The following is a 26,253-nucleotide window of genomic DNA, read 5'->3' on the forward strand; positions in this document are numbered from 1 at the left end:
GTGACGCCGCTGGCACTGTGGAACGCGCGTGCGGCCGGTCACGACGCCGAGCAGGTCGTCGACGCGCTGGTCTCGCATTCCCGGTTCGCCGTCCCGCAGGCGCTGCTCGTCGACATCGTCGACACCATGAGCCGCTACGGGCGCCTCCAGCTGGTCAAGAGCCCCGCGCACGGCCTGACCCTGGTCAGCCTCGACCGGGCGGTGCTCGCCGAGGTCCTGCGGAACAAGAAGATCGCCCCGATGCTCGGTGCGCGCATCGACGACGACACCGTGATCGTCCATCCGAGCGAGCGCGGACGCGTCAAGCAGATGCTGCTGAAGATCGGCTGGCCGGCCGAGGACCTCGCGGGGTACGTCGACGGCGAGGCCCATTCGATCTCGCTGGACTTCGAGACGAATCCGTGGCACCTGCGCGACTACCAGGAACTGGCCGCCGATTCGTTCTGGTCGGGCGGCTCGGGTGTGGTGGTGCTGCCGTGCGGTGCCGGTAAGACGATGGTCGGCGCGGCCGCGATGGCGAAGGCCGGCGCGACGACGCTCATCCTCGTGACGAACACGGTCGCCGGGCGGCAGTGGAAGCGCGAGCTGATCGCCCGCACCTCCCTCACCGAGGACGAGATAGGCGAGTACTCGGGTGAGAAGAAGGAGATCCGTCCGGTCACCATCGCCACCTACCAGGTGATCACCCGCAAGTCGAAGGGTGAATACCGCAATCTCGAGTTGTTCGACTCCCGCGACTGGGGGCTGATGATCTACGACGAGGTGCACCTGCTGCCGGCGCCGGTCTTCCGTATGACCGCCGATCTGCAGTCCCGCCGCCGCCTCGGTCTCACCGCGACCCTCGTGCGCGAGGACGGACGCGAAGGCGACGTCTTCTCGCTCATCGGCCCGAAGCGGTTCGACGCGCCGTGGAAGGACATCGAGGCCCAAGGCTGGATCGCCCCCGCCGACTGCGTGGAGGTCCGCGTGACCCTCACCGACGCCGAGCGCATGGCGTACGCGGTCGCCGAGCCCGAGGAACGGTACAAGCTGTGCTCGACCGCCCGCACCAAGATCCCGGTCGTGAAGTCGATCCTCGAGCAGCACCAGGACGCCCCGACACTGATCATCGGTGCCTACATCGATCAGCTCGACGAGCTCGGTGAAGCGCTCGACGCCCCGGTCATCAAGGGTTCGACGAAGACGAAGGAACGCGAGGCGCTGTTCGACCGGTTCCGGTCGGGCGAGTTGAAGGTGCTCGTGGTGTCGAAGGTCGCGAACTTCTCCATCGACCTGCCGGAGGCCTCGGTCGCGATCCAGGTGTCGGGCACCTTCGGTTCGCGTCAGGAGGAGGCCCAGCGTCTCGGGCGGCTGCTGCGTCCGAAGCACGACGGCGGCCAGGCCCACTTCTACTCCGTGGTCTCGCGCGACACCCTCGACGCCGAGTACGCCGCGCACCGCCAGCGGTTCCTCGCCGAGCAGGGTTACGCGTACCGGATCACCGACGCCGACGACTTGCTCGGACCGCAGATCGGCTGACACGGAGTCCCTGCGCGACGCGTCACAGGGACTGCCGTGTCACAGCGGCCGGTATTCCTGTTCGGGACGGCCGGTGGTGCCGTAGCGCAACTGCATCCGAAGGCATTTCTTCGCGACGAGCGCCGCAAGATAGCGCTGGGCGGTCGCGCGCGACACCCCGATCGTCACGGCCACCTCCCCCGCCGACATCGGTTCCGGTGATTCCCGGAGCGCCTGCATCACGAGCTCTTCGGTCATCGAACGCGAGGGCGCCGGGCGGGTGGCCGGCAACACCGGCCGCAGTGCGGCCAGCGCCGTGTCGATCTCGGTCTGGGTGAGCTCCTCCCCCGCGACGACCCTGCGGTACTGCACGTAGGCCGCCAGGCGCCGGGCCAGTTCGGTGCTCGCGAACGGTTTGACCAGATACACCAGTGCACCAGCGGTGAGTGCCGCGCGCACCGTCGTGCCCTCACCGGCGGCACCGAGCACGAAACTGTCGCATTCGAGGCTCCGGATCAGGTCGATTCCGGAGCCGTCCGGTAGGTACACGTCCACGAGGGCGAGATCGACGGGACCGGTCCGAACGGCGTCCCGGGCCGCCGCGATGCTCCCGGCGACCGCGCAGACCTCGAATCCCGCCACACTCGAGACCACGGATGCGTGGAGTTCGGCGACTCGGAAGTCGTCGTCGACGACGAGGACCTTCAGATTCGTTCCGCCCATCCCGTGTCCCTTTCGTCGAGCATCCCGGGCAGCGTCGCCAGGAAGACCGCGCCCCCGGTCGGATTCTCCGGGGTGCGCTGCCCGCCGCAGTCCGCGAGCACGACATCGCCACCGTGCAGCCGCGCGATGCGCCGTGCCAGTGCCAGCCCCATCCCGCGACCGCCGGGCACCGTCGGATCGCTCCGGGTCGTCGCGCCCTCGGCGAAGATGTCCGGCAGCTCGGGATCGACGCCGTCACCGGTGTCCGCGACACTCACGTGCAGGTCGGCACCGTCCTCCATCAGTTCCACCTCGATCTCGGCCGGAGCGCGCCCGCTCGTGCGTGCCGCCTCGATCGCATTGTCGAGCAGGTTGCCGAGCACCGTGGTGACGTCGACGGGCGCTCGCACGGTGGCGTGCACCCACGTGTTCTCGCCGAGCACGAGCGTGACTCCCTGCTCGCGCGCATGCGCGGCCTTCGCGACGAGGAAGGCGTGCAGGTACGGGTCGGTGATCGCGTCGATGCCCTCGAGCTGCTCACCGAGCGGGCCCGAACCGAGGATCTGTTCGATGTACTCGAGCGCCTGCTCCGCATGCTCCCGGCGGAGCAGTCCGTCGAGCAGGTGGAGCCGGTTCGCGAATTCGTGCCGCTGGGCCCGCAGTGCCGTACTCATCGCCTTGACCGCGTCGAGTTCGCGCGTGAGTGCCTCGATGTCGGTCCGGTCCCGCACCGACATCACCGTGCCGAGATCCCGGCCGTCGCGCACCACACGCCGCGAGACGGCGACGACGACCCGGTCGCCGGTGGTCGCCGCGACCGGGATGCCGTCCGCGGAGCGCAGCACGTCGAGCAGCCGCGGGGTCATGCCGAGGGTGTCGACACTGTTGCCGATTCCGTCGTCGGGACCGACGTTGCGGCCGATCCCGTCGTCGAGATCGAGCAGGCGACGCGCCTCGGCGTTGACGACGGTGACGTTGCCGCGGGCGTCGGTGCCGACGACCCCGTCGGAGATCCCGTGCAGCACGACCTCCTGTTCGCGGACCAGCTCGGTGAGCTGTTCGGGTTCGAGTCCCAGAGTGAGCCGCTTCCAGCGGTTGGCGAGCAGCAACGATCCGACAGCACCGCACCCGAGTGCCGCGAGCGCGATCAGGACGGCATCGGCGAGGTCGCTGCGCAGGTCGGCGCGCACCCGGTCGGTGGCGATGCCGACGCTCACCTCCCCGACCACTCTGCCCGAGGCGGGATCGGTCACCGGCACCTTGGCCCGCACGGAATCGCCGAGCGTGCCCGACTCGCTGGTCACGACCTCGCGTCCGGCGAGTGCCTCGGTGGGATCGGTGCTCACCCTCCGGCCGAGCTGCTCCGGATCGGGATGCGCGAGCCGGAGCCCCTGGTCGTCGGTGACCACGACGAACAACGCTCCGGTGGCGGTGCGGACCGCCTCGGCGGCCTGCTGCACCGCACCGGATGCGAGTTCCGGGTTGTCCGGGGAGACCACCCCGTCGTCGGCGGCCGAATAGCGTGCGACCTCGTCCCGCACGGTCGGGTCCGCGGACACCGACCGTGCGATCGCGAGCGCGCGCTGACCGTGCTCGTCGGTGACTCGGTCCTCGGTGGTGGTGGCGAACACCGTGAATCCGATGCCGAGCGCCACCGCCACCACCGCGGACTGGAGCAGAAGTACCTGGGTGCGAAGTTTCACGGCGTCGCTCCCGTTCGTCCCATCCGTCCAGTGTGGCTCGGAGCCGATCTCACCCGAACGGAATCTGCCCGAGTACCACCCCGACGACGAGCATCACGACCGACACCACTCCCGCGCGCCACAGCACCTTGCGGTGGTGGTCGGCCAACGGCACCCCGGCGAGGGTCACCAGCAGCAGGATCGCCGGGACCAGCGGGCTCTGCATGTGGACGGGCTGTCCGGTGATCGATGCGCGCGCCATCTCGACCGGTTCGATGCCGTACTGCGCTGCCGTCTCCGCCAGGACGGGGAGCACCCCGAAGTAGAAGGCGTCGTTGGTCATGAAGAAGGTCATCGGGATGCTGAGCAGACCGGTGATGACGGCGAGGAACGGGCCGAGCGAGTCGGGGACGACGCCGGTGAGCCACAACGCCATCGACTCGACCATCCCGGTGCCCTGGAACACGCCCGTCAGGACGGCCGCGGCGAACACCATCGCGACGACCGACACGATGCTCGACGAATGGCGTGCGATCGCGGCGGACTGGTCGACGACGCGCGGGAAGTTCACGGCCAGCGCGATACCGGCGGCGATCATGAACAGCACGGGGATCGGCAGGATGTCGAGACCGAGGACGACGAGCAGCGCCACCGTGAGGATCGCGTTGAAGGGCAGCAGACGCGGACGCAGGGTCGGACGGTCGGGGTCGAGTCCGGCAGCCAACTGACCGACCTCCCCGTCGGTGGCATCGGTGTCCTTTCCGACCGTCGTACCCACTCCGGACGGACCGGCGCCGAGCGGCATCAGGTCGGGCTTCCACGTGAGCTTCCCGAGGCGGCGACGTTCGACGAAGCCCAGATGAGCAGCGAAGCCCAGCACGACCACGAGTCCCACGACGAGCGACGGGATCATCGGGACGAACACGTCGGACGGGGACAACCCGAGCGCGCTGGCCGCACGGACCGTCGGCCCGCCCCACGGGATGATGTTCATCGTGGCATTCGCCAGGCCCGCGACGACGGTGAGGACGACGGGGCTGACCTTCAGTTTCAGGTAGAGCGGCAACAGTGCGGAGGTGGTGATGATGAACGTCGTGGACCCGTCCCCGTCGAGGGAGACGACCATCGCCAGCACTGCGGTTCCGATCACCAGTCGTGCCGGGTCGTCGCGCACGAGCCGCAGGATGAGCCGCACGAGCGGATCGAACAGGCCGACGTCGATCATGATGCCGAAGAAGATGATCGCGAAGAACAGCAGCGCCGCTGTGGGGGCGAGACTTTCGACGCCGTCGACGATCATGTCGCCGATGTCGGTGCCGGCTCCGGCGATCAGGCCGAACGCGACCGGGATCAGGATCAGGCCGACGACCGGGGTGGCCCGTTTCGACATGATCAGGTACATGAACGTGGCGACCATCAGGAAGCCGAGGACGACGAGCATGGCGGTGCCCACTTTCTGACGTGATCAGGGCCGGTCCGGGCACACGTCGACCACGGGTCGCGGGTGCGACCGGAGGTTCGTGCGGGGTCCGGCTCGAAGCCGTGAGGATTGTGTGATCTCTGCTACAGCAGAGTGTGTGGCCACGTCCCTCACCGAGTCACCGTTGCGCGCGAAAGCGCCGTTGTGCGCATTCTGCTCGAGCCCGCCGCGGCCGGGCTCGCCGCCGGAGACCGGCAGTGGTCGGCCGAAGGGCTCCCATAAGCTGGTGGCGTGCGCCGCTTCGACTTCCCTGTGGACCTGCCCCATGCCAAGACCGTGAACCAGACCCTCGCGGATGTCCGTCGTCTGCGGTGGTCGGCGATATTCGTCGGCCTGGTGTGTGTCGCGGGTGCGGTGGGTCTGTTCCTGCTCGGCGAGGCCTGGGCGTACATCGTCGCCGCCGTGCTGGCGATCGCGGCAGCGACGTCGGTGTGGGTGGCATTGTGGGCGCCGCGCAAGGTGGGGACCATCGAGCAGCTCTACCGCGACAGCCCGCTCGTCCCGGCCGTCGTCGCCGCCAAGCGTGCCCGCGGGCTGACGCTGCTCGCGCTGGTCGACATCGCCAAGCCCGAGACGTCCGGTCGGCACTTCGCCCTGGTCACCCGCAACGTGGAGGCGGTGCCGGGTCACCGGATCGCGATCGGTGAGCGGGTGCCGTGTGCCGCGGTCCTGTCCGACCGCACGACCCGCAACGACTCGGGGGTCTGGCAGATGGTGGGCCCCATGCCGATCGCCTGGGGTACCCGTGATCAGAAGATCATTGCCGACGCGGTCGCGCAGATCCCCGAGGTGGAGTGGCGCGTGCTGAAGGACAAGCTGAAGATGGTGGACCAGATCGACGCCACCGACGAGCGTCGCCTCGAACTGGCGAGCAAGGAACTGCCGCCCGAGATGCGGTGACACAGGACTGCGGTGACATGGACGTACGCACGCTGACCGACGGCGCGGTGGTGCTCTCGCCACCGGGTCCGGCCGACGTCGACGCCATCACCCAGGCGTGCCGGGATCCGCTGATCGCCCGGTGGACCACCGTGCCCTCCCCCTACGCCCGAGCGGACGCGCTGCACTTCGTCGAGGACGTCGTTCCGGCCAAGTGGGCCCAGGGATGGCCCGACTGGGCCGTGCGCACCGCCGCGGACGGAGTATTGCGCGGCATGGTCGGATTCGTTCCGCGTGAGGGCTCGGACCCGGAGATCGGGTACTGGATCGCACCGACGACGCGGCGCCACGGACTCGCGACCGCCGCGGTGCGCCTGGCATGCGGTTTCGCGTTCGCGCCGGACGGCATGAACGTCCCGCGGGTCGCGTGGCGTGCCTTCGTCGGCAACCATGCCTCCGCCGCCGTCGCACGACGGGTCGGGTTCCGGTACGAGGGCATCGCCCGCAACGGCCTGCTCCAGCGGGGCGTGCCGCGGGACGTGTGGGTCGCCGGACTGTCCGCCGACGACCCACCCGGACCTGTGGAGGGCTGGCCCCTCTAGGCCTCAGGGGCAGTGGGCATCACACGAGGTGCGGGAGCACTTCCTTCTCGAGCAGTTCCAGCCCCGAGGTGTCGTAGGCGGCTTCGGGAACGTAGAAGATCGCGTACTCGAGCCCCTGCTTCTTCAGCGCAGCGAGGTTCTCGACGATCTGCTCGGGGGTGCCGACGGCGGGCATCCCCCGGAAGGCGTCGAGCGCCCCGTCGGCCTTCTCCGCTCCGACGATCGGTTCGAGACGGGCCCGCAGTGCCTCGAGCCGGTCCTGCACCTCGGCTTCGGTGCGGCCGATCGCCACGTTGTAGTTGGCCGATCGCACGATGGCGTCGAAGTCGGTGCCGACCTCGGCGCAGTGCTCGCGCAGGATCTCCGACTTGCGCGCGAACCCTTCGGGTGTGCCGTCGAAGTTGGTGTACTGCGCGTACTTCGCGGCGATCTTCAGGGTCACCTTCTCGCCGCCGCCGGCGATCCACAGCGGAATACCGCCGTCCTGCAGCGGAAGCGGACGGACGATGGCTCCGTCGACGGTGTAATGCCTACCCGAGAACGTCGCGGAACCCGTGGTCCACGCCTGTCGGAAGATCTGCACGCCCTCGTCGAGTCGGCGCAGCCGCTCACCCGGCGACGGGAAGCCGTAACCGTATGCACGCCATTCGTGTTCGTACCATCCGCCACCGATCCCCATCTCGATGCGCCCACCGGAGATGATGTCGGCGGTGGCCGCGGCCTTCGCGAGATAGGCGGGGTTGCGGTAGGCCATGGCCGTACACATCTGGCCGATGCGCACGCGCTCGGTGACGGCGGCGAAGGCCGACACGAGGCTCCATGCCTCGTGGGTGGCCTCGTCGGTGGGTGCAGGGACGGTGTGGAAGTGGTCGTACACCCAGATCGATTCCCACGGTCCGCGATCGGCGCGGAGCGCGAGATCGCGCATCACCTGCCACTGGTCGGAGGGGTCGATGCCGACGAGGTCCAGTCGCCAACCTTGGGGGACGAACAATCCGAAACGCATGCGGCTCCTTCGCTGATAGGTACGGGGCGCGATGTCGTCCATCCACCCACAGGCTCCAGTGTGCAGTGCGACCGCCGAACATTCTTCCGAACTCCGGCGCTGTGCGCGACACGACGACTGCGCTCCCGTCGGATATCGGTGAGGGTGCTGCGTACCATCGGACCCATGGCCGGACGGACACGCGTGGCACTCGCCCTCGGCAGTGGCGGTGCCCGCGGATACGCCCATATCGGCGCCATCCGGGCGATCGAGGAACGTGGCCTCGAAATTGTCGGAGTCTCAGGCGCTTCGATGGGCGCGCTGGTCGGTGGCGTCTACGCGGCAGGCGCGATGGACCCGTACACCGAATGGGCCACGGGTCTGTCCCAGATGGATGTGGTGCGCCTTCTCGACCTGTCGGTCTCGGCCCCCGGCGCGATCCGCGCCGAACGAATCCTGTCCAAGATGCGGGAGATCCTCGGCGATGCGGTGATCGAGGAACTCCCGATTCCGTTCACCGCAGTAGCCACCGACCTCGCAGCAGGTCGCGCCGTCTGGTTCCAGCGAGGTCCCGTCCACGCTGCGATCCGGGCGTCCATCGCGATACCCGGTGTCATCACGCCGGTGATACTCAACGGCCGCGTCCTCACTGACGGCGGCACCCTGTCGCCCCTACCGATCGCACCGACGGTCGGCATGCCCGCCGACCTCACGATCGGAGTCAGCCTCGGTGGGGAGGAGCAGGGCTCGGCACGATCACCCGAGAACGCCAGCTCCGAGGCACGGCCCATCGAGGAATGGAAGGCACGTTTCCGGCGCAGCGCCAACCAGATGCTCGACACCGACATCGTGCGGTCGGTGGTCAACCGGTTCTCGACCAATGCGGCGAACGACGAGCCGCCGGAGGAGGACACCGAGGACACTGGCGACGTCGACGCCGACGATGCGCTCATCCCGAAGTTCGGACGCGTCGCGGTGATGAACCGGTCGCTCGACATCATGCAGTCGGCGCTGTCCCGGTTCCAGCTGGCGGCCTATCCGCCCGACATCCTCGTGGAGGTCCCGCGCACCGCGTGCCGAAGTCTCGACTTCCACAAGGCGGCCGAGATGATCGCGCTGGGGCGCGCACTCGCCGAGGACGCCCTCGATCGTGCCGGTATCGCGGCCTCCGCCCCCACCGGTCCGGGGCCCGAGATCTCTGTCGACTCGTCACCGGACGAGCCCGGCTCGCCTTGACTGCTACCGAGCAGCGGCGACCGGCCGGTGTGTTTCGTACATCCGGAGAGCGACGATCAGCGCGGAGGTTGCGCTGACGGCCGCAGCGACTCCGACGGCGGCGTGCAGACCCATCAGGTCGGCGACGATCCCGCCGAGGACTGCCCCGACCGCGTAGCCGAGATCGCGCCAGACGCGGTAGACGCCGACGGCCCTGCCTCGCCAGACCGGGTGGGCGACGTCGCCGATCACGGCCAGCAGGGTGGGATAGACCATGGCGGTGCCCGCGCCCAGCAGTACGGTGCCGGTCGCCCAGCCCGCGAATGCGTCGCTCAGCGCGATGACCGCCAGGGCGGCGGCCTGTGTGGCCATTCCCGCGGTGATCAGGTGCTTCCGGCCGATCCGGTCCGAAAGGGCTCCGGTGACCAATTGTCCCGCGCCCCACACTCCTGGATAAAGGGCGAACAGCAGGCCGATCTGTGCAACGGCGAGATCCGCGGTGGCGAACAACAGGGGAAACAATCCCCATGAGAGACCGAAATTGAGGTTGTTGACCAGTCCCGCCTGACTCGCCGAGGACAGAGCGGGTTCCCGAAGACTGGTCTGGGCCACGATCTCACGGTCGGTCAGGTCGGCGTGAAGGTGATCGTGGATCCCGTCGGCGCGGGCCACATGGTGCCCGGCGTCGAGCAGTGCGTGATCCCGAGTTTCCTTCACGAAGAAACCCGACAACACCAACGCCAGGGCTGTGTACGCGAGCCCCAACAGGAAGGGTGCCGGGCGCAGACCGAATTGCTCGGCCAGGTGACCGGCGAACAGTGATGTCACGGCGACAGCGCCGTAACCTGCAGCTTCGTTGAGTCCCATGGCCAGACCGCGCCGGGCCGGACCGACCAGATCGATCTTCATCACCACGGTCGTCGACCAGGTGAGCCCCTGGTTGATACCCAACAGTACGTTCGCGGCTACCACCCACCACCAGTCGGTGGCGAGAATCAGCATGAGAGGTACCGGCAGGGCGAACAACCATCCCACCAGCAGCACGGGTTTGCGTCCGTAGCGGTCGGAGAAGGTCCCGGCAAAGTAGTTCGCGGCGGCCTTGGTGATCCCGAAGGCGGTCACGTAGGTGAAAATGAATGTGTAACCGCTCAGCCCGAATTCGTTCTCGGCAAGCAGCGGCAGCACGGCCTGTTGCTGACCGACCATGCCTCCCACCAGGGCGTTGACCACCACCAACAGGGTGAACTGCGCGGCGTTGGCCCGCAGGCCCAGCACCGGAGGCCGGGGCGTGGCCCTGGGGCTCACGTCCCGGCCTCCGGGTCGGGACCGACGGCTACGGCCGGTTCCGGTTCGGACACCGTCTCCATGGTTGTGACCGAGGTCAGCGACGGAAGAGCGAACGCACGCTTCGACGCTCGGCGCGGGCCGGGACGGTGTCCTGACCGCAGGTGCAGCGATCGGCGGCGGGCACGGAACGCAAGACGGCGTCGACATGCTGTCCGCATCCGCCCCATCCGGTCTTTCCGCAGTTCGGGCAGGCGACGGGGTAACACATGAGAGTCCTCCTCGATGAGAGTTCGCTACGGACCCGGCGAAGGGTCAGGAGCGGGAGGCTGCGCGTTGTTCGGCAACCTGGTCGTGGATCTCGGTCATATCGAGGGCCTCGATCCGGGTGATCAGGTCCTCGAGAGCCGGTGCCGGCAACGCGCCGGGCTGTGAGTAGACGAGCACACCTTCTCGGAATGCCATGATCGTCGGAATCGAGCGGATGTTCGCCATGGCGGCGAGCTGCTGCTCGGCCTCGGTGTCGACCTTGGCATGCACGATCTCGGGGTGTACCTGCGACGACTTGTCGAAGACAGGGGCGAAGGCACGGCACGGGCCGCACCACGACGCCCAGAAGTCGACGAGCACGATATCGTTGCCGACGATGGTGGATTCGAAGTCCGCCATCGTGAGGTTCTTCGTCGTCATCGTTTCCGTTCCTTTCTCCGGGCCGGAATGATCAGGCAGGGACGTGAGATTCGGCCCACGCGTTGTAGCCGCCGAGCAGGTCCGTGACGTTCTCGAAGCCCTGGGCCCGCAGCAGCGAAGCCGCCACGCTCGAACGCCATCCACCGGCACAGTGCACCACGATCGGCTTGCCGGCGGGAACCTGGTCCAGGCGGGCGCGCAACTGCGCCAACGGAATAGGAACCGATCCGGGAATAGCGCCGGATTCGCGTTCACCGGGGTTGCGGATGTCGACGAGGGTGACCGCATCGTCGGCGAGCAAGCGGTCGAGTTCCTCGACCGTCGTGCGTCGGGCGGTCTCGATCAGATCCCTCAGTTCGGCGGGGAAGACACCGTCGCGATCGACGTTCAGATAACCTGCCGCACCATCGGATCCGATGCGCGCCAGGCGCACCGCGGCGTCCTGCTCCTCACCGGGATAGGTGATCAGCACGATCTTCTCGCCGACCTCGGCGACCATGCCGCCGGTCTCGGCGAAACGCCCGTCGAATCCGACGTTGACCGAGCCGCGCAGATGCCCAGCGGCGAAATCGTCGACGCTTCTCGCATCGAGAACACGCGTGCCGGCGACGAGTTCGGCCTTCACCTGCTCCGGCGTCAACTCGGGAATCGTGCGGTCCTGCACCAGGAGCGGATGCATCCGCTTGTTCATCGCGGCGTCGACCGAGAAGTACGACGGGGCGGCCGGCTGCCCTTCGGTGACCAGGGCGACGAAGTCGTCCTCGCTCATGGGCTGCACGGACGGATTCGTGGCGCGCTGCTCGCCGATGGTCGAGGTCAGATCGGTCGACAGGTTCTTTCCACACGACGAACCGGCACCGTGAGCAGGCATGACGACGACCTCGTCGGGCAGCGTCAGCAGCTTCTCGTGCACGGTGCGGTACATCGCCCGGGCCAGATCGCCGGTCGAGCCGTCGCCGAGGTTGACCAGGTCCGGGCGTCCGACGTCGCCGATGAACAGGGAGTCGCCGGTGAGCACCGCGGTCGGGACGGCGCCGGGGTGTTCGCGCACCAGCACCGAGATCGATTCCCAGGTGTGGCCCGGGGTGGACAGGATTTCGAGTTCGACCTCGCCGAGGGAGATCTTCTCGCCGTCGCGCAACCGCCGGATCGGGTAGTCGGTCTCGGCGGCTTCACCGAATCCGATCCACGCACCTGTGGCGTCGACCAGTTCGAGGTGGCCGGAGACGAAGTCGGCGTGGAAGTGGGTGTTGATCACACCTTCGATGGTCAGCCCGTACTTCTTTGCGTCGGACAGGTATTCGGTGATGTCGCGGCGGGGGTCGACCACGACCGCCCTGCCGGCGCTCTCGTCGCCGATGAGGTAGGACGCGTGGGAGAGGCACTCGATGTAGTACTGCTCGAGAATCATGGATTCCTCCGTTGCTGGATCCGGGTGATGTTCCGGCGATGTAGACATCGTGGCATATACCCCCTAGGGTATGTCAAGTACCCCCTGGGGTATCCGGGTTCGATTTCCCGGCAGCGCAGGATCGAGCAGGGAGTTACCGATGGAGAATCCGGAAGCCGATACCGCCGCCCTGCGACGCCTGCGCCGAGCACAAGGCCAGCTCACCGCGGTTATCACGATGCTCGAAACCGACCGCGATCTGCGCGAGGTGGTCATCCAGCTCGCAGCGACATCCCACGCGCTGCATCGCGCCGGATTCAAGATCATCTCGGAACGGCTCCGCCGATGCATCCTCGACGAACAGGACGCCGCCTGCGACGACCGCATCACCGAGAAGGAACTCGAGGGGTTGTTCCTCGGCCTCGCCTGAGTTCACACGACAACACTCACTCCTTGCATATACCCCTGGGGGTATGTGTACGATAGTCGAAGAATACCCCCTGGGGCACTTCTATCAGCCCCATCCGATTCCCTGATCGAAAGGCCATTCATGATCGAGTCTGCTGTCACCGTCGACCCGAACTCCTTGCACGCGTCGATCGACTCCGGCAAGAACGTGCGGATCATCGACGTCCGGACTCCGGGCGAGTTCGAGTCCGTGCACATTCCCGGCGCCTACAACGTCCCCCTGGACCTGTTGCGCGAGCACCGCGACGAATTCTGTGCCCATTTCGACGAGAACGTCGTGCTGGTATGCAGATCCGGACAGCGTGCCGGTCAAGCCGAAGAGACCCTGCGCGATGCAGGATTGTTCAACCTCCACATCCTCGCCGGCGGCATGCTCGGCTGGGAATCGGCCGGCCTGCCCGTCAACCGCGGCGCCGAACGCTGGGATCTCGAACGCCAGGTCCGGCTCGTCGCCGGTTCGCTCGTGCTGACCTCGGCTCTCGGCAGTATCGCCGTGCCGAAGCTCAAGTGGCTCGCCGCCGGAATCGGCGGTGGGTTGACCTTCGCCGCACTGTCGAACACCTGCGCGATGGGCATGCTGCTGTCCAAGCTGCCCTACAACCGCGGCGCCTCGTGTGATGCCCAGAGCATCGTCGCGCAGCTGGTCCGGTCGAATACAGAACGCGCCGAGAGGAACTGATCATGATCGCGTTGACCGTAGCTCTGGCAGTGCTCGTCGGTGTCACCCTCGGACTGCTCGGTGGCGGGGGCTCGATTCTCACCGTCCCGCTACTCGCTTACGTCGCAGGCATGGACGCCAAGGAAGCGATTGCCACTTCGCTGCTGGTCGTGGGTGTCACCAGCGCGGTCGGCGCGATCTCCCACGCACGTGCCGGCCGCGTGCAGTGGCGCACCGGAATCCTGTTCGGCCTGGCAGGCATGGTCGGCGCCTACGGCGGTGGTCTGCTCTCACGCTTCATCCCGGGCACCGTCCTGCTGCTCGGCTTCGCCGTGATGATGATCGCCACGGCGATCGCGATGCTCCGCGGCCGCAAGAACAAAGCCGCGGCCGACGAGGGCGAGCGCGCGATGCCCGTCGGCAAGATCCTGCTCGACGGTGTGGTCGTCGGTCTGGTCACCGGCCTCGTCGGCGCCGGCGGCGGCTTCCTCGTCGTCCCGGCTCTGGCACTGCTCGGCGGCCTGCCGATGCCGGTCGCCGTCGGTACCTCGCTGATCGTGATCGCCATGAAGTCCTTCGCCGGACTCGGCGGTTACCTGTCCACAGTGCAGATCGACTGGCGTCTGGCGGCGATGGTCACCGGTGCCGCCGTCGTGGGCAGCCTCATCGGCGGCCGCCTGACCTCACTGGTCGATCCGGACACCCTGCGCAAGAGCTTCGGCTGGTTCGTCCTGATCATGTCCTCCGTCATCCTCGCCCAGGAGATCCACCCCGGCGTCGGCATCGCCGCGGCGGCACTCACCGTCGTTGCCGCCGGCGCTATCTATGCCTGCAACCGCAGGGAGCACTGCCCGCTGCAACGACTCGGAGGGCGCCCTCGCGCCGCCGTGGCGGCGGGCTGAGCGGAAGAGTCGGAAGTGCTCACCCATTCTCGACGGACCCGAACCGAGGAGTTCACCATGCACGAAGTCGACACTGCCGCTCTGATCCAGGCGTGGGAGTCCGGAGCTCCGGTGCTCGATGTCCGCGAGGACTACGAGTACATCCAGGGCCACGTTCCCGGCGCCCAATTGATTCCCCTCCCCGAACTGTCCGCCCGTGTGGGCGAGGTATCTCCGGGAGAGACCGTCTACGTCATCTGTGCATCGGGAAACCGGAGCAAGCGCGGAGCCGAGATCCTCGAATCGGCCGGACGGCCCGCGGTATCCGTTGCCGGCGGAACGAGAGCGTGGGTGACTGCGGGCCGAGAGGTCCGGCGCGGCCCCACCGCCTGAGCATCGGTCGCACAACTCACACTCCGACCAGATACCCCCGGGGGTACACTGGTCTACAGAACTAGGAAAGGACGCCTCCATGGTCGGCGACGAAGACAGCATCGCACTGGTACTCAACCGGCTGCGCCGCGCGCAGGGTCAGCTCGGCGGAGTGATCGCGATGATCGAACAGGGTCGTGACTGCAAGGATGTCGTAACCCAGCTCGCCGCGGTCTCCCGCGCTCTGGACCGCGCCGGATTCAAGATTGTGGCGAGCGGTTTGCGGGAATGCCTCACCGAGACGGCCCAGGACGGCAAGGAGCCGATGTCCGAGGCCGAACTCGAGAAGCTCTTCCTCGCCCTGGCTTGACACCTCCCATCCGAGAGAAAGCAGGACACCCATGACACTCGCACTCTCGACCACCCTGCATACCTCGTTCGACGATGCGGTCGAACGCACCCGCAAGGCACTGGCCGGGCAGGGATTCGGCATTCTCACCGAGATCGACATGAAGGCCACCCTGAAGGCCAAGCTCGGTGAGGAGCTGGAGGATTACATGATCCTCGGTGCATGCAATCCGCCGCTCGCCCACCGGGCGGTGACGGTCGATCGGCAGATCGGGCTCTTGCTCCCCTGCAACGTCGTGGTCCGCACCGACCCCGAGGATCCCGACACCGTGGTGGTCGACGCGATGAACCCACAGATGATGGTGCAGGTCGCCGATCAGCCGGGACTCGCGGAGGTCGCCGACGACGCCACCACCGCTTTGCAGGCCGCCATCGATTCCTTGAAGGCGGATACGGCACAGAACTGAAGCGACACCACGAGGGCCAGCACGGCGACTGTGCCGGCCCTCGCCCCGAACGGGTCAGGGATAGTTGGGATTGTTGTATTCGGGGATCTCGATGCTGATCGGGCGCAGTTCCGACATGTACAGCAGGACGAACTGGCGCAGCAGTTCGTCGAACGTCCAGTAGGCATCCGGCGCCAGCGGGAGCGGCAACAGCCCTTCGCGTACCGCGATGAACGGGCCCCACGCGACGTCGAGCAGTGTGCCCCAGACGGGTTCGCGTGGAATGTTGAGCCAGTCGGCGATCTCGTCGCCGAGCGCGAACCGTGTCAGCGCCCCGAGGATGGGGCGGGTCAGGAGCGTGAAGTCGAGACCCTTACCGAGGTCGAGCAGCATATCGGCGAGCTTCACACCCTCGGGCGTGGGCGCGAGGATCGGATCGAGCGCTTCCTGCGCCTGGGATTCGGCGTCGTCCCAGGTGGCCGGGATGTACTGATCCTCGATACCGAGCATGTGCGCGCTGACCTGCCACGAGTGGAGAAATCCGTCGGCCTCCGCAGCCGGGATCGGAACCTTCCACTCCTTCAACGTGCGCATCACGCTGGTGGGCAGGCTGTGCCAGGTGACCATCATGTCGTGCTGGCTGATCGGCACATCCTCGGGCGCCATGTTGGACCAGTGCGACGATTGCGGGAGCAGATGGCGCACGGCGGCATGGACGAGCCTGGTCTTGACGGACGTGACGATCATTTCACCGTCGCCCAGATACGCGTTGCGAGAACCGATGTCGTACCCGAGTTTCGCCGTCTTCGAGATGCGGCCCTTCATGTTGGCGCCGCCCTTGGAATAGTAGACGGCCAGTGCTTCCTTCGGGATGACCGTGCTCATCATCCCGCTCACGAATCCGTACAGGACACCGAGATACAGCCCGCGCTTCTCGTTGAACCGGACGGCCGTCTCGAGTTTCGCCGGATCGGCCCAGGACGGAAGCTGCCGGGCGTGTTCCATGAAATCGCGCAGGTCGTTCGGAAGCCCTTCGGGCAACGGCTGGGAGTTCTTCTTCCAGGTGCGCAGCAGCTCGTTGACCCTCGGTACGTCGCCGCGCTCGAGCAACGAGGCGACGAGCGGGTCGGCCTCGGCGTCCCATACCTGTCGCGGATCGGCACCGCTCCCCGTACCCGGTATCGACCCTGCCGGCGACCACCTCCAGGGTCGGGCCTGGGCCGGTGTCGCCACCGCGAACGCCCCCAGCGCGCCAAGGAGGCCACCGGTTTTCAGAACGTCGCGCCTGCTCGGATTATCCATACTGTCGCTCCCCTACGACTCGTGGATGCAGCAATGAAACATCCGGAGTTTCTCTGTAACATGGAACCACACCGTGGCTCGGGTCACAATGAATCGTGAAATGTCACTGCTCGGGATGGTCGGCGACAGGACCGGAACGGTAAACTCTGCACTTCGAGGAGGACATGTGGATTCTGCGTCGCCGATTTTCCGAGCGGTCTCACCCGCCTCTCCACCGCCCCCTGCCGAATCGGCGTCGTTGCTGGAACGTGCTTTTCAGGACGCACTTCTCCTTCCGGACGAATCCGTCATGGGTACCGAGATCGACGAGACCCGCGTGCGCCTGCTCGATGCCGCCTACGAACAGTTCTGCCGCACCGGCATCCAACGCTCCTCGATGGAGGAGATCGCCCGCCGTGCGAAGCTGTCGCGAATCACCTTGTACCGCAAGTTCGAATCGAAGGACGCCCTCGTCGACGAGGTCATCCTTCGCGAGTTCCGCCGCTACTTCCTGCGTTTCCTCGAGGACATCGCCCAGGCCGACACCGTGGCGGACCGGGTGGTCCTCGGATTCGTCAGCGCGCTGCGTGTCATCCGCACCAACAGGCTGATCGGCAATCTGCTCGAGACCGAACCGGTGCTGTTCGCAGGTGCGATCGGGGGCGACGACGGAACGATGCTCGCCGCCGTCCGCCGGTTCGTCGCGGGGCAGTTGCAGCGTGAACAACGCGCCGGAACGGTCGCCGCCGATCTGAACACCGACCTCGTGGCCGAGATGCTCGTCCGCATCTCGGCGTCGTTCCTCACCACACCGAGCCAGGTCGTCGACATCGACGACGACGAGGCTCTCGCCTCGATCGCCCGGCAGTTCCTCGTTCCGATGGTGCTGCCGGACTACGGTTCGACGCGGTAGTACCGGCCTTCTTCGTCCAATCGCGTACGCAGTGCTTCCAGCACCGGCCGCTGCCCCTTGTGCAGTTTCGTCTCGGCGTCCGCCGCGACGATCCAGCGCGCATCGTCGACCTCCGGGATCGTGATCCGCTTACCGGACTTCGGCGGCCATTCGACCTCGCACGTGTTGCTTTCGGCGAATTCCAACTCGTCCGTCGTCTCCCCCGCGTAGATGCTGACGATCTTGCCGGACGACTGCCGGTAGCGACCGAGCAACGACAGCGGCACGTCCGGCGGTTCGATCCCGCACTCCTCGGTGAACTCGCGCAGGGCGACCTCCCTGGGGTCCTCCTCCGGGCCGTACTCCCCCTTCGGCACCGACCAGGCCGCTTCGTCCTTCCCCTTCCAGAACGGGCCGCCGGGGTGGACGAGCCACACGCTGAGCAGACCTGTGTCGTCGACGCGGTAGAACATCAGACCTGCGCTGGTGACGGCCATCATCGCTCCTGTATTCCTGCGACAGGCTGACGCAGAATGGCTTTCAGCTTCTCCGGGGCCGCGCGACGAGGGTCGGACAGGTAGATCTCGTGGTGGTCGCCGGCGAACGTCACCCCTCGTTCGGGCATCACCTGCGTGTGCAGGTGATGCAGGACGGGGCCTTCGTCGTCGTACGGTCCGATGTGCAGGATCTGCAGTGCCCTGCCCTCCGTCATCCGGAACGGCTGCACACGCGACAGGGACGGGAGCGGCTTCTTCTTCGCCCCGGCCTTGTCGCCCGCAGCCTCGATCGCGTCGTCCACCATGTCGTCGGTGATCCAGGGAGGCTGCGCGATGAGCATGCGCCACGACCAGGAGTTCTTGTCCCGCGTGAGGAAGGTGGTCATGTCCTCGCTCCACCACAGACCTTCGAGAGGTCCGACGACGAAATCCCGGCCGAGTTCCTTCTTGGAGGTGAACTTCAGGGTGTACGCCACCGCGTAGAGGGCCTCGACGGCATCGGCGTACTCCTCGGAACCGTTCGGATCACCCTTGCCGTCCACGGCGAGGTAACCGAACTCGGGGACGTGCACCTCGACGAAATCCTCGGTCGAGCACGAGTACAGCTCGCGGTACTCACGCTTGATGTCGTATTTGTCCACGGCGCCCCTTCCGTTCGAGGACGAGAATAAGCGTCCGATGGCATCCGTACGGGCGATCGACACCCCTTCGCCCCGGGGCCGATCGCGTCTAGCATCGTCCCCATGCTCGACGAGAGCACCCAGAAGACATTCGAGGAGAACCGCACCCACCTGCTGTCGGTGGCGTACCGCCTCACCGGCAGCATCGCCGACGCCGAGGACGCCGTGCAGGACGCATGGCTGCGACTCGCGGGCGCGGACGTCTCCGAGGTGCGCGACCTGCGTGCCTGGCTGACGACCGTCGTGGGACGGTTGTGCCTCGACAGACTGCGCTCGGCCGCGGTGCGCCGCGAGACCTACGTGGGCCAGTGGCTACCCGAACCCGTCGTGGCGCCCCTCGGCTCCCCCGCTCCCCCGGACCCGCTCGACGAGATCGTGCGCGACGAGGACAACCGGCTGGCCGCGCTCGTCGTCCTCGACAACCTGACACCGGCCCAGCGCGTCGCGTTCGTGCTCCACGACGCGTTCGACATCCCGTTCGACGACATCGCCCGCATCCTCGGCATCGCCACCTCGACCGCCCGCCAGCTGGCCTCCCGCGCTCGCCGCACGGTCTCGGCGGTTCCACCGCCGACTTCACCGGCCGAACACGAGGAGGCCGTCGCGCGGCTCGTCGCGGCCTTCGCGGGCGCCGACCTCGACGCCGTCGTCGCCGCGCTCCATCCCGACGCTCGCATGATCGGCGACGCCGGCGGCACGACCCGCACGGCGCTGAACGTCGTAATCGGGGCCGAGAAGGTCGCGCGGTTCATCCTCGGACTGCTGCGGCTCTACGGAGCCGAGGCGTTGACGGCCTTCGAACCGGTCCTCGTCAACGGCGAGCTGGGTCTGTTGAACCGCGGTCGTCCGGCCGAGAACGGTCGGCCGGGTTTTCCTCCGCGCGTGACGGCGTGGACCGTGCGGGACGGACGAATCTGGGCGGCTTACGACATCGCGAATCCCGAGAAGCTCGGACGCGGAGTGCTCCTGCCCGACAGCATCTTCGACTAGGTGTCATGCGTTCCCGGCTTCGTCGGCCCACGGCACCCGGCAGGCGTCCGTGCTGAATCCCTGATCGTGGATGCCCAGCGCCGAGTTCATGCGCGCACGCATGTTCTCGAGCGCGATCTGATAGGTGAGTTCGACGACGCCCGCCGGCCCGAAACGACGCTCGAGGTCGGCGACCTGTTCATCGGTGACCTCCCTCGCCACGTCGCCGGTCATCGCATCGGCGTAGGCGATCGCCGCTTTCTCGTCGTCGCTGTAGAGATCGGAGGTCTCGTATTCGGCGATGTGGGCGAGTCGTTCGGTGTCGAGTCCATCCAGTCGCTGCAGCATCGTCCCGAAGTCGATGCACCACGAGCATCCGACGGTCCACGCCACGCGGTAGACGGCGATCTCCCGAACCGCGGCGGGCAGGACGGTGGAGGCGCGTTGGGCGAGCATCTCGTGGACTCCGCTCGTACGCATCAACCGCGGATGATGCGCGGCCACCGCGAAGGGTTCGGGGACCGAACCGAACCTGCGGCGGGCGAGCGCATACATCGCACGGGTCATCGGACCGGTGCGGTCGGGAGCGACGGCTTCGAGTCGTGCCATGACGGTGTCCTTCCGGTGCGACCGACGGATACTCCGCCGGTTCGAGGTGGCCTACATCATGGAGACGAGGCGGGCCGCACGGATGTGACACCGCGGGCGCTACGCTGCAGGAATGGCTGATTCGACGACTTCGGGACGAGTTCGTACGGTCGCCCGGTTACGACCGTTCGCCTCGACGATCTTCGCCGAGATGACCGAACTCGCCGTCCGGCACGGTGCGATCAACCTCGGGCAGGGCTTTCCCGACGTCGACGGCCCGCCCGCCATGCTCGAGATCGCCCGCCGCGCCATCGCCGAGGGGGTCAACCAGTACCCGCCCGGGTCCGGCATGCCGGTCCTGCGCGAGGCCGTCGCCGCCGACCGCGCCGCGCGGTACGGCCTGCACCACGACCCCGAATCCGAGGTACTCGTCACCGTCGGCGCCACCGAGGCAATCAGCGCCGCCATCCTCGGGCTCGTCGAACCCGGCGAGGAGGTGCTCCTCACGGAGCCGTACTACGACTCGTACGCGGCCTCGGTGGCGCTCGCCGGCGCAACGCGACGGACCGTGCCGCTGACCCGTTCCGGGAACGGTTTCGTGCTCGACGTCGACGCCCTGCGCGCCGCCGTCACCGACCGGACACGGATGCTGGTCGTCAACAGCCCGCACAATCCCACCGGCACCGTCTACGACCGTGAAGCGCTGACCGCCCTGGCCGAGCTCGCCTGCGAACGCGACCTGCTGGTGCTGTCCGATGAGGTGTACGAACATCTGGTCTTCGACGGCCGTACGCACATCCCGCTCGCATCGTTGCCCGGCATGGCCGAACGGACGATCACGGTCTCGAGCGCCGCCAAGACCTTCAACGTCACCGGATGGAAGATCGGGTGGGCGATGGGCCCGCGCGAGCTGATCGACGGGGTGCGCGCCGCGAAACAGTTCATGACGTTCGTCGGTGGGGCGCCCTTCCAACCGGCGGTCGCACATGCGTTGACGCACGAACAGGAGTGGATCGCGTCGATGCGCGCCGATCTCGAACGCAAGCGAACGTTCCTGTCCCACGCACTCTCCGAGGCCGGTCTGAAGGTGTTCGACTCCGCCGGAACCTATTTCGTGTGTGCCGATCTGACACCCCTCGGCCGGACCGACGCGGTGGCCTTCTGCCGGGAACTTCCGGGCCGTATCGGGGTGGCCGCGGTACCGGTGAGCGTCTTCGTGGACGACACTGCGTCGTGGAACCATCTGGTGCGCTTCGCGTTCTGCAAACAGGACGAGGTGCTCACCGAAGCGGTGGCACGTCTGAACGGATTGCAGGAGGCGCGCTAGATGTTGCGACCGACCATCCCGTCGGACTTCGTGTCGCGAGCGGTACGGGTGGGAGCCGAGGAGGGTATCGATCTGCAACCGGCACTCGAGGCGGCACGTATCAGCCGCGCGGTGCTCACCCATCCCCATGCCCGGCTCACTCCCGCCCAGGTCAGTCGTTTCACGCAGGTGGTCTGGCAGATCACCGACGACGAACTCTTCGGCATCGCAGCGGCTCCCGTGCCCCGCGGCACCTTCCGCGTGATGTGCCTGACCCTCATCCACCGACCCGATCTCGACCACGCTCTGCAACGGATGATCGAGGTGAACCATGTCATCCGGTCCCTGCCGCAGTTGAGCCTGACCCCGGGGGCGTCCACCACCTTCCTGGACGTGGAACTGCCGGAGGTCGTGGACGACAAGACCCGTGTGGTGGTGGATTTTCTTCTCATGCTGCTGCACCGCTTCGCCGCGTGGCTGGTGGGCGGGCGTGTCCCCCTCGAATCGGTGTTCCTGCCGTACACCGAACCCGATCCCGTCCTGGCGCGCAGTTACGACGCGATCTTCGGCGTGCCGGTGACCTTCGGCGTGGGACGGGCCGCGCTCGAGATCGACAATGCTGCACTGAAGTCGCCGCTCGTTCAGACCGAGGAATCACTCGAGGAGTACCTGCGGGATTCTCCGAATCTCATTCTCTCCGAACGTGAGTACGAGTCGACGGTGTCGTCCCAGGTGCGGCGGATCTTCGAGTCGGGCATCGAAGGCCGGACGGCGACCGCCGAGGACATCGCCGGCAGGCTCGCGGTGAGCCCTCCCCATCTGCGACGCCTGCTCCGCCAGGAGGGCACGTCGCTGGGGCAGTTGCGCGAGGAGGTCCTCCGCGACCTCGCGATCGCGGGTCTGAGACGCGGTGAAGCGGTCGACGATCTGTCGTCCCGGCTCGGCTTCTCCGAGCCGAGCGCCTTCCGCCGGGCGTTCAAGAGGTGGACCGGAAACACCCCTCGCGCATACCGAGAACACCGCTGACGCTCGCGGCTGCCGACCGTCGCGACGCCGACGCATACCCGGCCGGTTCCGGAACGAAACTCGATTCGACCAGGAGCTATGGGCGAGGAGCCGGCACGCGGACATGCCGGAGCCCGGCTTGCATTCCTGCATTTTCAGTGGGAACGTCGGAAGCGAACCGTCATCGACTTTCGAGAGGGTGATTTACGAGCTATGCGCACGATCGTTCGCGACGACTATCCGACCCGCGGTCGCACCGCCTGCGAGTCCGTCGAGAGGAAGGATCCCGTCGTCTGGGGTTCGGCTACCGGCGGGCCGCTCGACGCCGAGGCCGTGGTCGAATACGACCGCCGCGGGTTCCACACCGCCGAAGGGCTTCTCGCCGCACACGATGTGGGAAACCTTCTGGAGGAGACCGCACGACTCGGCCGGGAGCTCGGTGACGACGACCGTGTGGTCCGCGAACAGGGCAGCGGCGATGTCCGCTCGGTCTTCGACGTGCACCGGCTCAGCGATCTCGTGGACTCCATCATCCGCAGGCCCGAGATCGTCGGTATCGCACGGCAACTGCTGGGATCCGATGTGTACGTCCACCAGTCGCGGCTCAACGTCAAGCCCGGCTTCCGCGGGGGCCCGTTCTACTGGCATTCGGACTTCGAGACGTGGCACGCCGAGGACGGCATGCCCAAGCCGCGTGCCCTGAGCATCTCGATCGCTCTGACCGAGAACTACGGCTACAACGGCGGTTTGATGATCATGCCGGGTTCGCACAGGACGTACGTCTCGTGCGCGGGTGAGACGCCCGAGGACTACTACCGCGAGTCCCTGGTCACCCATGTTCCGCCGACGGGTTCGCCCGACGAGGACACCCTCACCCGGTTGGCGGCCGAGCACGGCATCGCGACATTCACCGGCCCGGCAGGTTCGGCGACGGTCTTCGATTCGAACTGCATGCACGGTTCGAACGGGAACATCACGCCGTTCCCGCGTTCGAACCTGTTCGTGGTGTTCAACAGCGTCGAGAACACGCTCGTCGAACCCTTCGCCGCGTCGAAGCCGCGTCCGCCCTATCTGGGCAGCCGCGACTTCACGCCCCTGAAGTGACAGACATGAGGTGAGCACCTCCCACGGCTGTGGCCGGGATGCCCTGCGGCGTCCCGGCCGCCGTCGTCGGGAGCGCCGCGGACAAGGCGCCGTTGTCGCAGCGACGCGGACAGGCCGCGGTCTCACGGAGATGTCGTGCGTTCCTGCATGTCGATGGGCATGGCGCGTCCGCGCGAGCCGAAGATCGCTCGCCGGAGGGTGAACCTGCCCAGCTCGCGATCGTAGGGCCGGTATGCCGCATACGCGATCACGTGGAGACGCGACTGCAGGCGAACGAGTTTGCGGATCTGCGGCGTGAGTCTGCCGTGCAGTTCGAAAGTGTCGATGCCCGATCGGATGTAGGCCGCGTACTCGCTCGGCGGTGTGTAGGCGCGGCGCGGTGACACGTCGACGAACAGTTCGGTGAGCTGGGCGATCTCGATGTCCGCTTCACGGAGACACAGTGCGAGGTCGATGTCCTCGTGGATCTTCGGGTCGGTACTGACGGCGTCGCGGACCCGTTCCCACGCGGACCGTCGCAGTGCCATGTTCGCGCCGTGCAGATTGTCGATCCGCCGTTCCCCGCCGAATGTTCCTTGCGCGACCCGCTTGTCGATGTACCACTGTTTGAGCCTGCGGTAGGGGGAATCGTAGGAGTTGCTGAGTCCGCTGATCGCTCCCACCTCGGCGGTGTCGTCGCGGGCGAAGAAGCTGCGGACGGTGTGCGCCCAGCCGGGACGAACCCGCGTGTCCGCATCGATCCGTCCGATGAGATCTCCCGTGGCCGCGTCGAATCCGGCATTACGCGCGAATGCGACACCCGGCCGTGACTCGACGATCCGTCGCACGAGGGGCTCGCCGGCGGCGATGGCGTCGATGATCTGCGCCGTGCGATCGGTCGAATTGTTGTCCACGACCAGGATTTCGTGGATCTCCGACTTCTGGGCGAGCAGCGCCGCGAGGCATTGCGCGATGTAACGCTCCTCGTTGTGGGCCGGCACGACGATCGACAACCTGTTCGTAGCCATGGAAACGACGCTACCGGACCGACGAGGGCCGGCGGTTCGCCATCACTGACGACTCCGCCGGCCCTTCGCGCCGCAGACGGTTCAGCCGCGACGGGTGCGCACGGCCTGCGCGAGGCGGTCGAGCTGCGCGGCGGTGGTGTCCCAGTCGATGCATGCGTCGGTGATCGACTTGCCGTAGTCGAGCTTGTCGGCCTCGCCGAGGGTCAGGTCCTGACGTCCCGCCTCGATGAAGCTCTCGAGCATCAGTCCGACGATGCCCTTCTCACCGGCCTCGATGCGCTCGGCGACATCGGTGACGACGTCGACCTGCTTGTTGTGGTCCTTGCGGCTGTTGCCGTGGCTCACGTCGATGACGACACGCTCGGGCAGACCGGCCTTGCGCAGGCGGGCCATCGTGTCGGCCACGGTCTCGGCGTCGTAGTTCGGTCCCGCGCTACCACCGCGCAGGATGACGTGGCAGTCCGGGTTGCCGACGGTCTCGATGAGCGCAGCCTGACCGTCGAGGTCGGTGCCGGGGAAGACGTGGCTGGCCGCTGCGGCACGGGTGCCGTCGACCGCGACCTGCACGTCACCTTCGGTGGAGTTCTTGATGCCGACGGGCATGGACAGCGCGCTGCACAGCTGGCGGTGGACCTGACTCGCGGCGGTGCGGGCGCCGATGGCTCCGTAGGTGACCAGGTCGGCGTAGTACTGGGGAAGGATCGGATCGAGGAACTCGCAGCCGACGGGCAGGCCGAGACCGGAGACGTCGAGCAGCAGCTTGCGGCCGATGCGCAGGCCGGTGTTGATGTCGAAGGTGCCGTCGAGGTGCGGGTCGTTGAGCAGGCCCTTCCATCCGAGCGTGGTGCGCGGCTTCTCGAAGTACACGCGCATCACGACGTGCAGGTCGTCGCGCAATTCCTCGGCCTTGGCGGCCAGACGGCGCGCGTAGTCCATCGCGGCGGCGGGGTCGTGCACGGAGCAGGGGCCGACCACGACGACGAGGCGGTCGTCGGCTCCGTTGAGGATGTCGACGGTGCCGGCGCGACCCGAGCGGACGGTCGCTGCGACGACGGCGTCGGGTGCGTACTCGGCACGGATCTCGGAGGGTGCGACGAGGGGGCTGACCTTGACGGTGCGCTGTTCGTCGAGATTCGACGTGGAGATTCCGGTGATCGCGGTTCCGGTGCTGGGGCTCATCGATGGTTCCTGTTCTCGGTGGTTCGGATTCCGACCCGAGAGAACCTGAGATTCCTACGAGCCGGTCTGGATCCGGCTCGTAGGTGAAGAAGTCAGCGCGTGGTCACGCCGACCGACCCACCCCGGGCCGGTCTGCTAAACCAGAAATATGCACGCTGCATAGCTC

General features: G+C 67.2%; 28 protein-coding genes. 15 read left to right on the top strand and 13 right to left on the bottom strand.

Annotated features, from left to right (window positions below; all coding sequences use genetic code 11):
- Window positions 1-1,518 (top strand): DNA repair helicase XPB (locus ACNJ7K_RS17165; protein WP_487041978.1); only part of this gene is annotated, 1,518 nt, incomplete at its 5' end.
- A 39-nt stretch (window positions 1,519-1,557) separates the two neighbouring features.
- On the opposite strand, the gene ACNJ7K_RS17170 is transcribed toward ACNJ7K_RS17165, so the two are convergent.
- From ACNJ7K_RS17170 to ACNJ7K_RS17180, 3 genes are read right to left on the bottom strand one after another with little or no spacing between them, the layout of a single operon-like run.
- On the bottom strand, window positions 1,558-2,220 hold the full coding sequence (locus ACNJ7K_RS17170; protein ID WP_487041979.1) for a response regulator: 663 nt from the start codon (window positions 2,218-2,220) through the stop codon (window positions 1,558-1,560).
- Window positions 2,202-3,902, bottom strand: a complete 1,701-nt coding sequence (locus tag ACNJ7K_RS17175; RefSeq protein WP_487041980.1) for an ATP-binding protein — start codon at window positions 3,900-3,902, stop codon at window positions 2,202-2,204. Before ACNJ7K_RS17175 ends, ACNJ7K_RS17170 begins: the two co-directional genes overlap by 19 nt.
- 49 nt (window positions 3,903-3,951) lie before the next feature.
- On the bottom strand, window positions 3,952-5,322 hold the full coding sequence (locus tag ACNJ7K_RS17180) for a CitMHS family transporter (protein ID WP_487042004.1): 1,371 nt from the start codon (window positions 5,320-5,322) through the stop codon (window positions 3,952-3,954).
- A gap of 270 nt (window positions 5,323-5,592) precedes the next feature.
- Here ACNJ7K_RS17180 and ACNJ7K_RS17185 point away from each other — a divergent pair, with 270 nt between their 5' ends.
- Both ACNJ7K_RS17185 and ACNJ7K_RS17190 read left to right on the top strand, forming a co-directional pair.
- Window positions 5,593-6,261: a DUF3239 domain-containing protein gene (locus ACNJ7K_RS17185; RefSeq protein WP_159416610.1), complete on the top strand. Its 669-nt coding sequence runs from the start codon at window positions 5,593-5,595 to the stop codon at window positions 6,259-6,261.
- Window positions 6,262-6,278: 17 nt separating this feature from the next.
- The gene (locus ACNJ7K_RS17190; protein ID WP_026060962.1) at window positions 6,279-6,842 is read left to right on the top strand and encodes a GNAT family N-acetyltransferase; all 564 of its coding nucleotides are present in this window, start codon (window positions 6,279-6,281) and stop codon (window positions 6,840-6,842) included.
- A gap of 19 nt (window positions 6,843-6,861) precedes the next feature.
- Here the strand turns inward: ACNJ7K_RS17190 and ACNJ7K_RS17195 are convergent, their stop codons facing one another.
- Window positions 6,862-7,848, bottom strand: coding sequence for a TIGR03560 family F420-dependent LLM class oxidoreductase (locus ACNJ7K_RS17195; protein ID WP_487041981.1), 987 nt, complete (start codon window positions 7,846-7,848; stop codon window positions 6,862-6,864).
- A 165-nt stretch (window positions 7,849-8,013) separates the two neighbouring features.
- Between ACNJ7K_RS17195 and ACNJ7K_RS17200 the strand changes: the two genes are divergently transcribed.
- Window positions 8,014-9,063 carry a patatin-like phospholipase family protein gene (locus ACNJ7K_RS17200; protein ID WP_159416612.1) on the top strand — a complete coding sequence of 350 codons (1,050 nt, stop codon included), beginning with the start codon at window positions 8,014-8,016 and terminating at the stop codon, window positions 9,061-9,063.
- Window positions 9,064-9,066: 3 nt separating this feature from the next.
- On the opposite strand, the gene ACNJ7K_RS17205 is transcribed toward ACNJ7K_RS17200, so the two are convergent.
- The 3 genes from ACNJ7K_RS17205 to ACNJ7K_RS17215 form a co-directional block, all read right to left on the bottom strand.
- Window positions 9,067-10,347, bottom strand: coding sequence for an MFS transporter (locus tag ACNJ7K_RS17205; RefSeq protein ID WP_487041982.1), 1,281 nt, complete (start codon window positions 10,345-10,347; stop codon window positions 9,067-9,069).
- Window positions 10,348-10,641: 294 nt separating this feature from the next.
- Window positions 10,642-11,016 (bottom strand): thioredoxin, encoded by a 375-nt coding sequence (gene trxA / locus ACNJ7K_RS17210; RefSeq protein ID WP_016691289.1) that lies wholly within the window; start codon window positions 11,014-11,016, stop codon window positions 10,642-10,644.
- A gap of 31 nt (window positions 11,017-11,047) precedes the next feature.
- Window positions 11,048-12,427: an MBL fold metallo-hydrolase gene (locus ACNJ7K_RS17215; RefSeq protein ID WP_487041983.1), complete on the bottom strand. Its 1,380-nt coding sequence runs from the start codon at window positions 12,425-12,427 to the stop codon at window positions 11,048-11,050.
- Between the two features lie 139 nt (window positions 12,428-12,566).
- On the opposite strand from ACNJ7K_RS17215, the gene ACNJ7K_RS17220 reads away from it, so the two are divergent.
- The 6 genes from ACNJ7K_RS17220 (at window position 12,567) to ACNJ7K_RS17245 (ending at window position 15,600) form a co-directional block, all read left to right on the top strand.
- Window positions 12,567-12,836 (top strand): metal-sensitive transcriptional regulator, encoded by a 270-nt coding sequence (locus ACNJ7K_RS17220; RefSeq protein WP_487041984.1) that lies wholly within the window; start codon window positions 12,567-12,569, stop codon window positions 12,834-12,836.
- Window positions 12,837-12,956: 120 nt separating this feature from the next.
- Window positions 12,957-13,553 carry a rhodanese-like domain-containing protein gene (locus ACNJ7K_RS17225; RefSeq protein WP_487041985.1) on the top strand — a complete coding sequence of 199 codons (597 nt, stop codon included), beginning with the start codon at window positions 12,957-12,959 and terminating at the stop codon, window positions 13,551-13,553.
- Between the two features lie 2 nt (window positions 13,554-13,555).
- Window positions 13,556-14,434, top strand: coding sequence for a sulfite exporter TauE/SafE family protein (locus tag ACNJ7K_RS17230; RefSeq protein ID WP_159416616.1), 879 nt, complete (start codon window positions 13,556-13,558; stop codon window positions 14,432-14,434).
- Window positions 14,435-14,491: 57 nt separating this feature from the next.
- Complete coding sequence (locus ACNJ7K_RS17235) at window positions 14,492-14,806, top strand: rhodanese-like domain-containing protein (RefSeq protein WP_159416617.1); 315 nt, start codon at window positions 14,492-14,494, stop codon at window positions 14,804-14,806.
- A gap of 79 nt (window positions 14,807-14,885) precedes the next feature.
- Window positions 14,886-15,155, top strand: a complete 270-nt coding sequence (locus tag ACNJ7K_RS17240; protein WP_145691313.1) for a metal-sensitive transcriptional regulator — start codon at window positions 14,886-14,888, stop codon at window positions 15,153-15,155.
- A 31-nt stretch (window positions 15,156-15,186) separates the two neighbouring features.
- Window positions 15,187-15,600 carry a DUF302 domain-containing protein gene (locus ACNJ7K_RS17245; RefSeq protein WP_016695660.1) on the top strand — a complete coding sequence of 138 codons (414 nt, stop codon included), beginning with the start codon at window positions 15,187-15,189 and terminating at the stop codon, window positions 15,598-15,600.
- A 54-nt stretch (window positions 15,601-15,654) separates the two neighbouring features.
- Here the strand turns inward: ACNJ7K_RS17245 and ACNJ7K_RS17250 are convergent, their stop codons facing one another.
- On the bottom strand, window positions 15,655-16,881 hold the full coding sequence (locus tag ACNJ7K_RS17250) for an oxygenase MpaB family protein (protein WP_159416618.1): 1,227 nt from the start codon (window positions 16,879-16,881) through the stop codon (window positions 15,655-15,657).
- Between the two features lie 289 nt (window positions 16,882-17,170).
- Here ACNJ7K_RS17250 and ACNJ7K_RS17255 point away from each other — a divergent pair, with 289 nt between their 5' ends.
- Window positions 17,171-17,773 carry a TetR/AcrR family transcriptional regulator gene (locus tag ACNJ7K_RS17255; protein ID WP_081314495.1) on the top strand — a complete coding sequence of 201 codons (603 nt, stop codon included), beginning with the start codon at window positions 17,171-17,173 and terminating at the stop codon, window positions 17,771-17,773.
- On the opposite strand, the gene ACNJ7K_RS17260 is transcribed toward ACNJ7K_RS17255, so the two are convergent.
- Together ACNJ7K_RS17260 and ACNJ7K_RS17265 are read right to left on the bottom strand one after the other, a co-directional pair.
- Window positions 17,755-18,249 carry an NUDIX hydrolase gene (locus tag ACNJ7K_RS17260; RefSeq protein WP_159416619.1) on the bottom strand — a complete coding sequence of 165 codons (495 nt, stop codon included), beginning with the start codon at window positions 18,247-18,249 and terminating at the stop codon, window positions 17,755-17,757. The genes ACNJ7K_RS17255 and ACNJ7K_RS17260 overlap by 19 nt on opposite strands.
- A complete protein-coding gene (locus ACNJ7K_RS17265; protein WP_159416620.1) occupies window positions 18,249-18,890 on the bottom strand; it encodes a GyrI-like domain-containing protein in 642 nt (213 codons plus the stop codon). Before ACNJ7K_RS17265 ends, ACNJ7K_RS17260 begins: the two co-directional genes overlap by 1 nt.
- A 102-nt stretch (window positions 18,891-18,992) precedes the next feature.
- Between ACNJ7K_RS17265 and ACNJ7K_RS17270 the strand changes: the two genes are divergently transcribed.
- A complete protein-coding gene (locus tag ACNJ7K_RS17270) occupies window positions 18,993-19,919 on the top strand; it encodes a sigma-70 family RNA polymerase sigma factor (protein ID WP_487041986.1) in 927 nt (308 codons plus the stop codon).
- 3 nt (window positions 19,920-19,922) lie between these two features.
- On the opposite strand, the gene ACNJ7K_RS17275 is transcribed toward ACNJ7K_RS17270, so the two are convergent.
- Complete coding sequence (locus ACNJ7K_RS17275) at window positions 19,923-20,507, bottom strand: carboxymuconolactone decarboxylase family protein (RefSeq protein WP_120281522.1); 585 nt, start codon at window positions 20,505-20,507, stop codon at window positions 19,923-19,925.
- Between the two features lie 112 nt (window positions 20,508-20,619).
- Between ACNJ7K_RS17275 and ACNJ7K_RS17280 the strand changes: the two genes are divergently transcribed.
- The 3 genes from ACNJ7K_RS17280 to thpD all read left to right on the top strand — a co-directional run bounded on the left by ACNJ7K_RS17280 (window position 20,620) and on the right by thpD (window position 23,901).
- Window positions 20,620-21,813: a pyridoxal phosphate-dependent aminotransferase gene (locus ACNJ7K_RS17280; RefSeq protein WP_120281521.1), complete on the top strand. Its 1,194-nt coding sequence runs from the start codon at window positions 20,620-20,622 to the stop codon at window positions 21,811-21,813.
- Window positions 21,814-22,818: an AraC family transcriptional regulator gene (locus ACNJ7K_RS17285; protein ID WP_120281520.1), complete on the top strand. Its 1,005-nt coding sequence runs from the start codon at window positions 21,814-21,816 to the stop codon at window positions 22,816-22,818. It begins immediately after the preceding gene.
- A 192-nt stretch (window positions 22,819-23,010) separates the two neighbouring features.
- On the top strand, window positions 23,011-23,901 hold the full coding sequence (thpD, locus tag ACNJ7K_RS17290) for an ectoine hydroxylase (protein ID WP_159416623.1): 891 nt from the start codon (window positions 23,011-23,013) through the stop codon (window positions 23,899-23,901).
- 122 nt (window positions 23,902-24,023) lie between these two features.
- Here the strand turns inward: thpD and ACNJ7K_RS17295 are convergent, their stop codons facing one another.
- Window positions 24,024-24,908, bottom strand: coding sequence for a glycosyltransferase family 2 protein (locus ACNJ7K_RS17295; RefSeq protein WP_230788085.1), 885 nt, complete (start codon window positions 24,906-24,908; stop codon window positions 24,024-24,026).
- A gap of 81 nt (window positions 24,909-24,989) precedes the next feature.
- Window positions 24,990-26,087, bottom strand: a complete 1,098-nt coding sequence (locus ACNJ7K_RS17300; RefSeq protein WP_487041987.1) for a 3-deoxy-7-phosphoheptulonate synthase — start codon at window positions 26,085-26,087, stop codon at window positions 24,990-24,992.
- Window positions 26,088-26,253: the final 166 nt, after the last annotated feature.

The sequence above is a fragment of the Rhodococcus shunpengi genome (assembly GCF_048381395.1).
Taxonomy (GTDB): Bacteria; Actinomycetota; Actinomycetes; order Mycobacteriales; family Mycobacteriaceae; genus Rhodococcus.